Source organism: Paenibacillus sp. FSL H8-0315 (assembly GCF_038005365.1).
In the GTDB taxonomy this organism is placed as follows: domain Bacteria; phylum Bacillota; class Bacilli; order Paenibacillales; family Paenibacillaceae; genus Paenibacillus_AQ; species Paenibacillus_AQ odorifer.
The window spans coordinates 6583119-6597790 of record NZ_JBBOTA010000001.1 but is presented as its reverse complement, the minus strand read 5'-3'; the positions used below and the strand labels follow the sequence as shown (position 1 = coordinate 6597790).

At 46.2% G+C, this 14672-nt stretch carries 10 protein-coding genes; all 10 read right to left on the bottom strand.

Annotated elements, in window-relative coordinates:
• Window positions 1-113: 113 nt before the first annotated feature.
• On the bottom strand, window positions 114-1916 hold the full coding sequence (locus tag MHB56_RS28850) for an alpha-L-fucosidase (RefSeq protein WP_341144319.1): 1803 nt from the start codon (window positions 1914-1916) through the stop codon (window positions 114-116).
• Entirely contained in the window at window positions 1910-3076 is a 1167-nt protein-coding gene (locus tag MHB56_RS28845) for a glycoside hydrolase family 88 protein (RefSeq protein ID WP_341144318.1), read from the bottom strand. Before MHB56_RS28845 ends, MHB56_RS28850 begins: the two co-directional genes overlap by 7 nt.
• 47 nt (window positions 3077-3123) lie before the next feature.
• Window positions 3124-4155, bottom strand: a complete 1032-nt coding sequence (locus MHB56_RS28840; protein ID WP_341144317.1) for a glycoside hydrolase family protein — start codon at window positions 4153-4155, stop codon at window positions 3124-3126.
• A gap of 16 nt (window positions 4156-4171) precedes the next feature.
• Window positions 4172-5371: a glucuronate isomerase gene (locus tag MHB56_RS28835; protein ID WP_341144316.1), complete on the bottom strand. Its 1200-nt coding sequence runs from the start codon at window positions 5369-5371 to the stop codon at window positions 4172-4174.
• Between the two features lie 59 nt (window positions 5372-5430).
• Entirely contained in the window at window positions 5431-6993 is a 1563-nt protein-coding gene (locus MHB56_RS28830; protein ID WP_341144315.1) for an extracellular solute-binding protein, read from the bottom strand.
• 215 nt (window positions 6994-7208) lie between these two features.
• Window positions 7209-9032: a cache domain-containing sensor histidine kinase gene (locus tag MHB56_RS28825; protein ID WP_341144314.1), complete on the bottom strand. Its 1824-nt coding sequence runs from the start codon at window positions 9030-9032 to the stop codon at window positions 7209-7211.
• Complete coding sequence (locus tag MHB56_RS28820) at window positions 9032-10057, bottom strand: response regulator transcription factor (RefSeq protein WP_076276512.1); 1026 nt, start codon at window positions 10055-10057, stop codon at window positions 9032-9034. The genes MHB56_RS28825 and MHB56_RS28820 overlap by 1 nt, the downstream gene beginning before the upstream one ends.
• A 171-nt stretch (window positions 10058-10228) precedes the next feature.
• A complete protein-coding gene (locus MHB56_RS28815; RefSeq protein ID WP_341144313.1) occupies window positions 10229-11092 on the bottom strand; it encodes a carbohydrate ABC transporter permease in 864 nt (287 codons plus the stop codon).
• An 18-nt stretch (window positions 11093-11110) separates the two neighbouring features.
• Window positions 11111-12004: an ABC transporter permease gene (locus tag MHB56_RS28810; protein ID WP_076190487.1), complete on the bottom strand. Its 894-nt coding sequence runs from the start codon at window positions 12002-12004 to the stop codon at window positions 11111-11113.
• A gap of 179 nt (window positions 12005-12183) precedes the next feature.
• Window positions 12184-14544 (bottom strand): glycoside hydrolase family 95 protein, encoded by a 2361-nt coding sequence (locus MHB56_RS28805; protein ID WP_248548259.1) that lies wholly within the window; start codon window positions 14542-14544, stop codon window positions 12184-12186.
• Window positions 14545-14672 lie beyond the last annotated feature (128 nt).

Genomic DNA, 14672 nt, shown 5'->3' with positions numbered 1-14672 from the left:
TTATATACAATATATTTACCCGAGGGCAATATGTCAACAACATTCCTTAAATCAACAAAAAAAAAAGAACCCAAGTGATTTGAGTTCTTTTGCATTATTTCAATATAAAAATCTCATAGTTGCAGTAGTTTTAAACATCTAGGCTGCATCAAATACCCCCCTGTAATACGCTCTGCCTGCAATTGAATCGTATATTCTCCTGCCGTGGGGAAATACAGCTCACCTACTTGAAAGCTTTGAAAATTACTAACCCCATCAGTAGAATGAACTTTAGCTTGTAAAATTTGATCCGCTGCCTTGATGAGGTAGACTCCGCCACCACCATTCTCTCCTTCTTCGCTGCGATATTCGATACTAACCTGAAATCTTACCGGACCTAATGTCCGGACATGCCAAATTGCGGTATCCTCTCTATCCTTCCAGTCCAACAGATTATCATGGTCTTTTTTTCCTGTATCGTAACGGAGGGTTGGACCAACGATCTCACTTTCAAATACCCCTAATTCTTGTAAGGTATCTTCTCCAAATTCCAATAATCGGACTGGATTACCTTCTACAGGTTCTGCACAGACAATTGCGATGACCAGCGGCATGTTGTTAGAATTTTCGGCAAAGTTCGGTAAGCTGGGGAGTTCGACTTCCAGATCCTGCACAGATAGCTTTGTGAAAATCAGCTCCTCCCCTCCATCTAAAGCAAATACCTTTTGAACAGCGGTCTTCAGACCGGGGACGATTAGCTTATTTCTCTTCTTAAGATCGAAAACATGCAGATATAATGTGTTTCCTTTCAGAGTGCATCTGCCCCATGACGGTTTGGCTGTGGGCGATTCTCCAGCACCGTAAATGCTATCCCCATTGGTATTTAACCAATCTCCTACATCAAGCAAAATGGACTCGGATACCGGATCCCATTCCCCTGTTGCTGTTGGGCCGATATTGATTACCAGATTTCCATTTTTACTTACAACATCGATGATCTGGCGGATGATAGTTACAGGGGATTTCCAATGGTGATCGGATCTCTTATACCCCCATGAGTCGTTTAACGTAATAATATTCTCCCAGTACTTACCAAGGTTACGAGTCGTAAGTTGATTATCAGATGTATTTGAATAATCTCCAAGTGGTGCTTTCCATACTCTGCTATTGACCAAACATTCTGGCTGAATTGCATGAACCGCCGCCAAAAACGCTTCTCCTTGCTCACGGGTCAGTTTGCCTCCGCAATCAAACCAAATTAAACCAACTTTGCCGTAGTCCGTCAGCAGCTCACGGACTTGAGGGATTGATTTGCTGTGCAAATATCGTTCAAAGCGTGTGCGTTTATCGGTATCATTTATCCACGTTTGAACGTCATCGTAAGCGCCGATATTCAGTGGATAATCCCAGGTATTCCCTTGAGAGTCTGGATCATGCCAATCCATCGCATGAGAGTAGTAAATTCCGAGTACCATTTCTTCCGCACGACATGCCTCCATTAGTTCCCAAAGGGGATCACGGCCCAATGAGGTGTGCTTGACGATCGAATATTCGGATACACTCGAGTCATACATCGCGAAGCCGTCGTGATGTTTAGCTGTAAAGATGATATATTTTAGGCCAGCACGCTTGGCAGTCCGCACCCACTTCATTGCATCAAAAGCTGATGGATTGAACGCTGCGGCCATTTCCTCATATTCAGCCACTGGGATCTTCGCGCGTAGCATAATATGCTCACTGTAAGAAGCTTGTATTTCTTTTCCCTTCCATTCACCCGCAGGCAGGGCATAAGGGCCCCAGTGAATAAACAAGCCGAGCCTGGCTTCCTGCCACCATTCCATACGCCGAGCCTGCTCGTTATCTATCGGAGTTTCGACCGACTGTATACTATACGGATCATCGAGAAGGTTTTCTGTTGTTTTTCCGTTCCTTACCATAACTGAAGAACGGCTCCGCGGAGTTTAGATACAGCCTCGACGAAGAAATAATCGCCATATATCAGTGGCGTATCAATGTGCACACCCCCTGGAAGATTGGATGTTCCAGAAAGAATCAAGCCCTCCTCTTCCGGAATGTCCCAAGTCCCATAATTCTCATAAAGTGAGCGAACGATTTGTTCTGCGGCTCGTAGGTAAAAAGAGGCTTCCGCCTGTGGTACGATCTTTGCCAGCTCAATCAAGCCACATGCCGCACATGCACCAGCAGAGGTATCACGCGGCTTTTCGCCTGCATCAGGTGCCCTGAAATCCCAGTGAGGTACATGATCCTCCGGAAGATTAGCTAAGAAGAAGTGCGCAGCTCTTTTAGCTCCCGTTAGAAACTTATTCTCTCTGGTATAGTGAAAAGACAAAGTAAGACCGTAAATCATCCATGCGCTGCCCCGTGCCCAAGCGGATTCTTCCGCATAACCTTGGCCGGCCATAGCGCCGATTTTTTCGCCTGATTCCGGGTTGAACTCCAGAATATGATAACTTGATCCATCCGGACGTAAAAAATGCTCAACTACCGTTTCCGCATGCGCAGCGGCGATATGCCGGAAACGCGGATCCTCTGTAACTTCCGATGCCCAGTATAGTAAGGGCAGATTCATTACAGTATCAATGATGGACCATCCCGCCCGGTTTATCTTCTCCGTGTCATGCCAGGCTCTGATAAATGACCCTTTCAGGTTAAAGCGGCTGGCCAGTTGAGCAGCAGCCATCAACCCGCGCTGCTTGGAGCGTGCATTACCAGTCACTCGGTAATTGGCCAAAGCTGAGAGTGTCCATATAAAACCAGCATCATGATGTACGGTAAGGGCATAAAGAGGTTCATCCAATTTCTCTTCAATTTGCTCGGCGATTTCTTGCAGCGCCGGATGATTACCTTCTGCGGCAATCTGCCACAAAATACCCGGCCAGAACCCTGCTGTCCACCACGATGGACGCATGTTGTCGTATACTCCGCTCACGGAAGCATGCGGAAAACTAACACCAATTCGCTTACTAGTCATTTCCACTTTATTTACAATTTGTTGCCAAGCGCCATCCGCCCATTCCAGAGTAGACTCCGAAATTGCCAGTCCGCGAGTTTGTTGAGTTGGTATTACTTCACTCATTTTAGTTCCTCCTGTAAACACTGATGATATTTATGAAATTTAATTTCTTAAAGCGTTGTCCGTAGTGGAATTACCATATTCCAAGTGTGCTTCGCATTTCGAAACCCTCCCGGTCCATCTGCTACTGCAGCGAATAAATGGGTAGGGACCCCTTCTTGAAATAATAGGAACGGACGTTCAAAGCTGCCCATCCACTGCTCTGTGCCGTCCTCCCAGAGTACCCGCCGGGAATACGATTGCGTTGAATCAGCCAGCTGCCAGTCGGTTCCATCCGTAGATGATGCAAATATCCCACCGTGCTTTTCTCCACATATCCGGCCATCCATATCTTTGGCGATCATTTGGTACCCGTCCGTGGTCCGCCAGATAAATGGATCTTCAATATGAGACCGCTCTGGTGGAAACAGCGGTGCGTTGTTAATTACTTTATATGGCCCTTCGTCCTTAGATGAACCGGCAATGCCAAGCGTCATCTGTCCATAGGAATTGCCCTCATATTTGCGGGCTTTATATACCAATAGCAAGGAGCCATCTTCGCGGATACAAGGAGCCGGATTGGATGTGAGGAAGCTGTCGAACCTGCCCGGACGTGTAGGCAGAATAGGTGCGTCCATCCTTGTCCATGGTCCGAATACACTGTCGGCTATAGCTAAGCCAACACGTTTGTTGGCACGAGCGGCAATCACCCGATAGTCGTCAAATTCCACTGTTTCATTAGGCTGCGGCTCAGCGAATGGATGAGTGGAACCCATATAATACAACAGATACTTATCACCATAACGAAGGATATGCGGATTATGGGTGCTTCGTCCGTCCCAGTATTCCGCTCCCCTTGCGGGTAGTACGGTTTCTTCGTACGTATAAGGTCCTTCCGCGTTATCGGCAGATGCGCGGACAATTTCTGAGCGGAGTAACCATCCCGGATGCATCGGCAGCCACTTCGGCCAACGGGATGCAAATAAATGAAAACGCCCATCCTCGCCACGCACAGCTGATCCGCACCACACCCACCAATCCTCCATGCGGAACCCTCCGTTCAAAGGAGCAGGCAACATTCGGTCCATCAATGAAAAAGTCATTTTCTCCCTCCACGGCTTATTGCTTTACATCTGTTAGTCCATAACGTTTAGCAGCACTGCCATGTAGCCATTCCGCCGCAATATTCAGCGCCTCCTCCCGGCTGATCCAGCCTTCCGCTATTTGACTTTCCAAAAAGCGCGTAAGTATTTTTTTAACGATCAGCAGCTTGCCATATGTCCATTCGATACAGCGCGCATCCGAGACAATGAGCGAACACTTGAGCGGGGCGAGTGCCTCTAACCGATACTGCATGCTCTGCAAATAGGTACTGGGTCTGAAGTTATACCACCACATCCCACCTACATGAACGTTAGGGAAATTCCATCCAGCCTGCACAATATCCAGGTTATTTAATTCTGAAGCCACCACCAGCTCAAACGAAATGGAATACCGTTCAAACAAACCATACAGTTTAACAATCCGTAGCGGATCGTTAACTGGCGCAGCCGATGTATTACACCATCTGCGTTCGACGCCGAGAAACAGCTGCAAGAACATTCCTCTTACTTGCAGTTCTGAACAGATATGATGAAGGAGCAGCATCATGATTTCATCCGGTCCAGTTACGCTGCTAAGATTGTAAACATCATGAGCATTGGCTTCAAAGGCTGGCAACGTAGTCATGATTCCCGGACAGCCCATCGTCTGATATGAGTGCAACTGCTCGCTAATAAACTTTTTCGCTTGAGTATAAGCCGCTTCCCGGCTGGGATCAGAGGCATCTGTAATATCCTTTGCCAGCTCAGGCAGCCAGGAGTCAATTCGAGGAATCAGTAGAGCGTTTTCTCTCATGTGTGCAAAGTTGGCATGCTCCGGACGGTTTACAATAAACCGCTGCACATGCAGACGGTCAGCTACGTTTTGCGCCCAGCCGGGATCGTTACTTTTCTGTTTAACCGTTATATCCGCTTTGAACACCGACTCTGAATCAGTGATGGAGATACCGTACAAATCTTTCATGATTGCTGTAAAAGCACGATTCATCATCGTATTACGGGAAGCGTGGTAAGCTCTAACAAAAGAGTCAGTCCGCTTCTCTTTCGAAAGTTGGTCCGCATCCGCCGGATATCCTGCTGACTGAAACTCTTGGTTCAACCAGAAATAATCGGCTATTTCCCAGAAGTCAGCCGCGTTTAGCTTATCGCCGACGAGATGGGTATGTGTATCGATTACAGGCAGACGCATGATTTCATCACACAAAGCAGTTTGACTCATTGTTCTCCCTCCTAACTGGCAGGAAGCCCTTCGAATGAAGAGGCTTCCTGAGAATCTATCTATTTCCGGCTTTGCTGATTAAGGATTCCCTCATTATTTTTGTAGCGTTCTGTTGCTTCTTTTAAGATTTCTTCGCCGCCCTTTTGCTTATATTCCTCGATGACTTTTGGGAAATCGCTAATCGGTTCTTTGCCATAAATCATTTTGACCATATGGTCTATGATCAGTTTTGGTGCCTGATCGGGACGTTTGGAGGCAAGATCAGGGAACTTGCTGAAAGACTCCAGATCAGGTACAAATCCGATGCCCCCTAAGCCTTCTTTACTCAGAGTTTCATCCAATGCTTTCAAAACATCTTTACCACCCGTAAGCAGCTCAGTTCGTTCGCGGTTGATTGTTCCGTCCCCTACCCAGCGCAGCTGTGTGCGGAATTTCTCTTCATCTTGGGCAGCCTTGTTCTCTGGCAGCTTATAATCAACTTTTCCGTCTTTTACCTTGTAATTCTCGCCTTCAATCCCAAAGCTATAGAAATTACTGGCTTCCGGGGTCTGCATCCATTCAAACATTTGGATAATCCGGGCAGCCTTTTCTTTACTGACCTTATTGTTGATATACAGTGAGGTATTGACCGAACTATACAAACCGTATCCTTTTTGTCCATTGTCACCGGTTGGCGACGAGATAATATCCACTTTCGCTTCCGGATTGGACGCGGCGATCTGGGTCCGGAAATCCAGGAGATTCTGCGCATTAGCTGTCCAGATTCCTGCATTGCCTGCAGCAATATTTTCACCATACTGTGCCGTTTGAATTGTCGCAAAATCCTTCTGAATGAGGCCTTCGTCATACATCGTTTTGTATACGTTCAGTGCTTTCTCCATATTCTCGGAATTATAAAATTTGGGTACGATCTCTCCATTATCCTCTGTAAACTGATAGCCAAGCGCGTCATATGCACCAAATGCGATATCTGCATACTTGAAGTTCTCACGCATCTGATAAGGAGCGCTCACACCGAGTTTCTTAAAAGCGCGCAGCACATTCAAGAAATCTTCAATCGTCACTGGTACCGGAAGGCCAGTTTTCTCCAATAAATCAGTTCGGATAAAGGTGGCACGTCGAGACGGATTGCTGAGCCAAGTCGGAATGCCATATATTTTTCCGTCGTAGCTGACTTCATCCCATGCTTCCTGCGGGACAACCTTCATCAGGTTGGGCGCATTCTCCTTCAGCAGATCATCCAGCGGCATAAAAACACCAGCCTGAACCGACCCAGCCATCGATTTATCCGTAGCCCCTCCGACATTTTGAACCACATCCGGGATATCACCGCCGGCAAACATAACAGCCATTTTGGAATCAAAGTCCTTCAAAGGAATTAACTTAATGTCTAAATCGACATTCGCCCGTTTCTCCAACTCCTTGACCCACTTATCGGTGTTAATGTCTTTAGAACTTTCCGTGTAAGCGTTTCCGCTTGTGTTTAACGAAATACTAAATTTAAGCGGTTTTGATTCGCCTGCTGCATCGACGTTACCGTCCGATGTTTCATTGCTTCCGCATCCTGCGACGAGACTTGAGACAAGCGCCGTGGATAGGATCAGACTAACCCATTTTTTCATCTGGATAATCCCCCTTATTAGTATAAAAAGGTATTTGGTTTACCTGTACCCATCATAAAGCTGTATCAACAGCACTCCCATGGGGTGGATTATTGTGGGATGTGTTTTTTTGTGATCGGTTGTCGTTATAAAAAAAGGCCATCCCAAAAGTCCGCGGCTCGGACCTCAGGACAGCTTTTTGATCCTCGTTCTCTTCGGCGAGTAGCGCCTATGCGTTAAGCACTTGCTGTTCCTTCCTTCCTTCCGGAAATCGGCATTCTCATGATCATGCGTGTTCCCCATTCTGGACTGCTTTCTACGTCAACTCCGAATTCTTCTCCGAAGACAAGTTGAATCCGGCGATGAACATTTTGCACACCGATGCCGCCTGGGCTTTCTTTCCCTTCCTCCACATCGGCGAGTCGATTTTCGCTCAGTTTGAGGCGAAGTTCTTCAAGCCGCTCCGGGGTCATCCCGCAGCCATTATCCGTAATGCTGACCCAGAAGATATCGCCATCCTCTCCAGCATCAATCGTAATTGTATGATAATCTTCAACACCATAACGAAAGGCGTGCTGGAACACATTTTCCACAAGTGGCTGTAAGGTCAAGCGGACCATTTTGCGCAGAAGCATTTCAGGCTTTATCCGCACATCGATTTCAAACGGCTTTCCGATCCGGTGATTGATAATGACCATATAATGGATGACATGTTTCAGCTCATTGGCCACGGTTATCTCTTCAAGATTGGTGCGCACCGAATAATGCAGCATGTAGGACAGGGCTCCGACGATTTCTGATATTTCATCTGAATCCTGAATTACTGCATAGCAGACCACCGTTTCGAGCGTATTGTATAAAAAATGGGGGTTGATCTGCAGCTGTAAGGATTGGAATTCGGCCTTCTGCCGCTCAGCTTCCATTTCCTTGTTCTTCAGTTCTGACTGATACACGGTGTCCACAAGCTCTGACAGGCGGGTTACCATCAGATTGTAACGAACGATAAGCCCAGTGACCTCATCCTGGCTTTTCGGAAGGGAGATTAATTCCCAATTTCCTTTTTCGGTCTGGCTCATTCCTTTCATCAGTATACGGATGGGTGTAGTAACGGACTTACCAAATCGGCTTGCCAGAAACAGCGCTATCATAAATGTCAAAATCGCGACAACAATAATATAATTCCGGATGGTAATTAGCGGCTTTTGCAGCTGAGTGTCTGGGATGGATACAACCAGATGCCAACCGGAATATTCCGCATTACGGCTGATATAAGATTTTTCCACGCCCTCTGCCGAACTGCGGAACATCGCCTCTCCTGCTTGCTCAATTTGCTTGCCAAGACTATCGGGAATCAACGTCCCTACTTTGTTTTGATCGTTATGATATTGAATCCTGCCTTCGCCATCTACAATAAAAAAATAGCTTTCGGGACCAAGATCGATTCCTTTCCATAACGTAGAGAGCTCCTCCGCTTTGACTTCGATGCCTACGAATCCTTTCATCTCTGGTGACTGAAGACCGCGAATGCTGCGGATTAAGGTCAACATCGGCGTTTGATCCCCACGGATACTGTAATTGATTACATTCAACTGTCCACTGACATCTGTATGTTCTTTGAAATACCGGATCTGTCTAGCGGTGTCTTCCTGTGTAAAAGATGGCGCTGAACCGCCATTATAATAATAAAGCGCATTCCCGGAATACCCGATAATATATAGGGCTTCAATCTCGGGATTGCGAATCCATACAGGTTCAACAATAGCATCGCGAATATCGGTCGTGTAGCGGTAATTTTCATATTCCTCACGATCTGCTGATAGATCAATATATCTTTTAACTCTCAAATCCGTTAGTAGCGCCACGGTCGACCGTTGATAGGATGAAATATAGAGATTGGTATGATGAACTGCATTATTTACGATCTGAATCATTTGGTTTTCAGTGCTTGACTGCAATTGCTTGGCAGAAATGCTGTAAAAGGAAATCCCCAGCGCTGACAGGGAAAGTAAGATGACAATGGTAAAATAAAATAGCAGCTTCCGGCTGAGGGTTGCTCTCATTATTCAATGCCAAACGAAGCACGGTATTCCGAAGGTGACACACCCACGAGATTTTTAAATGTCTTCGTAAAATGAGGATAATCCTCGTAACCTACATGAATCGAGATGTCACTGATTGTCATGGTGGGTACGGCAAGAAGTCTGCGCGCTTCCTCCATTCGTCTCCGGATCCGATAGTGTACGAAGGTTTCCCCCGTCATTTTTTTGAATAATGCGCTGAAGTAGGTGCGGGCAAGTCCCACCCGTTTGGCTACTTCTTCTAACGACACATCCTCAGCCAGATGTTTATCAATGAAAGCTTTTGCTTCTTCAACCGGGTCCTTATAGTTGCCTTTGCGAGTAAGCTGCAGCTCCGCAAGTATACCGTTTATTATCGCGACAAATGCTAACATCGTTTCTTTTTTCGTATTGGCGGCTTTCACATCTCCACAGCACCGGGACGGAGGCTTCCAGCCTCGGCGTTCCAAGCGATCTACGATCATTTGCAGACAATCATTCAGCACTGCATCCATGCTAAAGACGTTCAATCCTTCAAATAAACCCGATGTTTCTCTTTCATCAAGCAGACGGTTTGTCTCATCACGTTGCAGCAGCCAGATGTGTTGTTCCAGCTGTTCGGCCCAATCCACGTATTTATGAACAGGAATAATGCTGCCTGTCATGCCGGATATCAGTTCTCTCAGCATATCATGCACATCCTGCTGGAGAACCGGCTTCAGTAAATACCGTTTAACGCCATAGGCCATTGCTCGTTGTGCATATTGAAAGTCATTGTACCCGGAAATGACTGCCACCTGGACATGACTGTAATCACGGTGAATTCGTTCACATAAATCAAGGCCATCCATCCGCTTCATGCGCAAATCTGTCAGCACTAAATGCGGTTCTAGCTTTTGGATCGTTTCTAAGGCTGCTTCGCCGTCGTCGGCTGTATAAATCGCGGTGAATGAGACCGGATAACGCTGGACCATCTTCACCAATCCTTTTTGAATGACAGGCTCATCTTCTACAATCAATACTCGCACTTGTATCAAATCCCTTCCGGAATGGAATCAGAATCAGTTGTCTTGTGGTATGAAATTGATTTGAAGTTGCGATTATTGGCAACGCTTCCATTTTTGAGTTTGGATTATATCTTACCATATTTTGATAAGCAGATGGCTGTTTCTTTTAAAGGATGATGCAAGCTGATTAATTTAAGACTTAATAGATCCGATTAACATCCCTTTGATAAAATACTTTTGCAGAAACGGATACACGATAATAATCGGCATGACGGAGACGACAATAACTGCCATTTGCACACCTGCCGGAGATACTTCATTTACGTTTTCTAATAAGCTGCCCGCTTGCCCAAGGTCGTTACTCAGTACAATTTCCCGAAGCCGCAGCTGAAGTGGATAAAGCGCTCGTGTATTGATAAAATACAACGCCGATGAATAAGAATTCCAATGGGATACCGCGTAAAACAAGCCCATAGTTGCCATAACTGGTTTGGACAAAGGAAGAATGACGCTCCACATCGTGCGCAGCTCTCCCGCTCCATCCATTCGCGCGCTATCTATCAGCTCAGTAGGCAGGGCTGAGAAAAAAGAACGCATGATGAACAGGTTATATGCACTGATGGCCGATGGGATGATTAATACCCATAAAGAGTCGATCAAGTGCAAGTTTTTGATGACCATATAGTTCGGTATGAGCGGAGCGTGAAATATCATCGTAATTAGGATTAAAATCAGAACTCCTTTGCGCATCGAATATTCGGATCTGGATAAAGGATAGGCCAGTGATGCAGTTAAAATCAGATTAATAAGCGTTCCGACAACTGTAATAAATATACTTACCATGAAAGCTCTCCAGATGGAGGTATCCCCAAGAATAACTTGATAATTCATAAGCGTCCAATCTACAGGGAATAGCTTAACCTCGCCTGCATTAATGGCATGAGTGCTGCTAAATGATTTGGCGAGCACATGCAGCAGAGGGAAGACCATCAAGCACCCGACCAGCATCAGAAACATATAGTTGAAAACGTCAAATAGGCGACCTTTATTTTTCATTTACTCTTCGACTCCTTTCTAGTAAAGTCCATCCCCTGATGCTTTTTTACTAAGCGTATTCCCGATCATGACTAGCAACAGTCCGACGACCGATTTAAAGAGGCCTATAGCTGTTGTATAGCTGTATTGCTGATCAATAAGACCCACTCGGTATATATAAGTATCGAGAATATCTCCATTGGTCTCATTAAGCGAATTGATAAATACAAACACTCGCTCAAAGCCAAAATCAAGGAAGTTACCGATATGAAGCAGGAACATAATCATGATAGTAGGCAAGATCGTCGGGATCGTTATAGATAAGGTTTGTTTCCAACGATTTGCTCCGTCAATCCGAGCCGCTTCGTACAGCTCAGGATTCACAGCAGCGAGTGCGGCTAAATAAACAATAGTTCCCCATCCACTGTCTTTCCATATGCCTGTTCCAACCAGGATGGTACGAATATACGAGTCCTCGCCCAGAAAATAAACGGAGTCGAGCCCAAAAGTATTTAAGATCTGGTTCACGATACCTGTCGTTGGGGACAAAATGCCAATCATAATCCCCCCAATAATGACCCATGAGAGAAAATGGGGCAAATAAACGACGGTCTGCAAAATCCGTTTATAAAAAGCTTTTCTCACTTCATTAAGAAGGAGGGCGAATATTATGGGAACCGGAAACGCAAAGACCATATCATATAGGCCGATCAGGATAGTATTTTCAAGAATTCTCAAAAACTCTGGATAGGTGAACATCCGCCGGAACTGATCAAGGCCAACCCACGGACTGCCTGTAAAACCTTTGAATATGTTGTAGTTTTGAAAGGCCATGATGGAACCCGCCAAGGGTAAGTATTTAAATACGATAAAAAAAATAATGCCTGGAAGTGAAATGAGATATAGCGCCTTATATTTGCGCAAATTGGTCATTCGTCTTTGGAATGGGGAAAGATCTGGCCTGCTCGCTGGCAATGCGGCTGGCACTTGTTGTGGCATAAATATCGCTCCTTTGGTTGCAGTTTGGATTTTGTTGTATGGCTAATGTTAATCCAATATCCAGGTCTTCAAAATGGAGATTTTTCGGCTTGCCTGTGTTTTATTACGATTGACTATTGTGCACGAATCTTGCGGGACTTCCCTGCAACTGAAGAAAAAGTATATTCAAATCCCTGACCATCGCTAATAAGAGATTGTTCTGGCAGATCGAGCGGAACGGCAGACCAAATTCGATATTCAGCGGTAACCGTAGAGTGAATCGTCGCTTCATCCAGCTTTCCTTGGCTCCAAAAAAGATCAACGGTAAAACCACCTCTTGCTCTCATCCCCCTTATGTTGCCTGAAGCCCACTCCTTGGGAAGGGCAGGTAATAGTCGAAGTTCTCCTCGGTGGGATTGCAGCAGCATTTCTGCTACCCCTGCTGCTCCACCAAAATTGCCGTCTATTTGAAAGGGTGGATGGCAGTCTAAAAGATTCGAATACGTGGAGGAGGCTAACAGTTTAATTAAATGCTCATAGGCTTCCGCACCCATACCGAGACGGGCATAAAAGTTGACGATCCATGCCCTGCTCCAGCCGGTATGACCTCCACCTCCGTCAAGGCGGCGTTCAAGCGTTCGCCGGGCTGCTGCGGCAAGCTCAGGGGTGTGCCTCATGTCAATCTGTTCCCCCGGATGTAATGCGAACAACTGAGAAATATGCCGGTGACCTGCGTCTTGCTCTTCGTAGTCAAACAGCCATTCCTTAATCTGTCCATGACTGCCCACACTCGGCTGTGGAATGTGTTCAAGCGTCTCATGTAGTTCAGAGAGAAACATTGTATCTTCTTCTCCAATAATTAATGCCGCTTCCGAACAGGCGGAAAGCAATGTATATGCGATTTGCAAATCCATGGATGGTCCCATACAGAGGCTGCCGCTGCTTCCGTCCGAAAGAAGGAAGCGGTTTTCCGGCGAGACTGAAGGCCCAGTAATTCGTAAGCCACCTACCTCTACCATGTAATCAAGCAGAAAAATCGCTGCTTCCTTCATCACTGGATAGGCCCTTTCCTTGAGAAAAGAAAGATTCAGTCCAAACCGGTAGTGTTCCCACAAATGAAGGCATAACCAAGCAGCACCCATTGGCCAGACCGTGCAGGTAATTAGGATGCCTTCTGGTCGGGTTTCCGCCCATAAGTTAGTGTTATGATGAGCAACAAAACCGCGACAGCCATACATTTCTTTTGCCGTTTCTTGACCGTTCAACTGCATCCGTTCGATCAGATCAAACAGCGGTTCATGGCATTCAGCCATATTTAGGACTTCGGCAGGCCAGTAATTCATCTGGAGGTTAATATTAATTGTATATTTTGATTCCCATGGCGGGGTAAAGCTATCATTCCATATGCCTTGCAGATTAGCAGGCAACGTACCTGGTCGAGAACTGGAAAGCAGTAAGTAGCGCCCATACTGTACATATAGAGCAACTAGTCCCGGATCACCAGACTCATTGGGATTGCTTCTTTCATCTTTTGCTTGCTGTAAACGCTGTAATCTCTTATCGGTAGGAAGCTCAGCGTACGGGTCTCCATCCCTAGTTAAATCGATTGAAAATCGAGCAAACCGGGACTTGTATTCCTCCTTATGCTGCTTTATTAGAGTTGCAAAAGACTGAGCCGTAGCTTGATCCAATTGCTCTAGACAGGCTTTTTCAGGTTGATCTACGCGAAAGGTACTCTGCGCTGCCAGCATAAGGGTGACGGAGTCTGCCCCCTCAATAGAGATGTAATCCCCGATGAGCCTCTGGCGGCCCCCTTGTTGAACTGCCCTTAGTGCTGTGCAAAAGCGAACGCCATCCGCTCCGCATTCCCCATTCATTAAAACTGTGTTTGCAGGACCAGTGCTACAGCCGGTATCGAACGGACGACGCATAAGATTCGCAGCCAACGTGATCTTGCCAAGTCTGTCAGCTGTCAATCGGACTACCAATACACCGTCCGGTTCACTTATAAAATATTGCCTGTAATAGCGAACCCCGCCACAACGGTACGATACCGTAACGACTGCTTGCTCTAAGTCGAGCTCCCGCTCGTATTCTTCAATAACCTCACTAGAATCCAGAAACTTTAAAATCAAATCTCCAAGTGGCTGGTACGGCTGCTCATATTTTGGTGAAGCAGTCATAGCCATTCTTGCCAAATGTTCTGCCTCCGCCTGCCTGCCGTCTTTCAACATTTGCCGAATCTCTGTTAAATATGGCTGAGCTGCAGGATTAGCTGCGCGTCCAGGGCAGCCGTACCAAATTGAATCTTCGTTAAGCTGGATTTTATCTTGGCCGATCATACCGGACACCATTGCCCCGAGGCGCCCATTTCCTATGGGAAGAGCCTCATTCCAATTTGACGCCGGGCTTGTATACCATAATCGAAGACGTTCTGATTCCTGCTTGGTTGCCGGTAATGCCACCTCTTGTTTCGCTCGTCTTCTTTCACTCAACTCTTGTTCACCTGGCCTTTCCTATTTTCAGGTCATATCATTCGTCAGTAACTCCACTTCCTATGCTACTCTTGATCCTGATGTCTCTCCATGGCATAGATTGTTAGGGGTTGTGTTTTTTTATGATC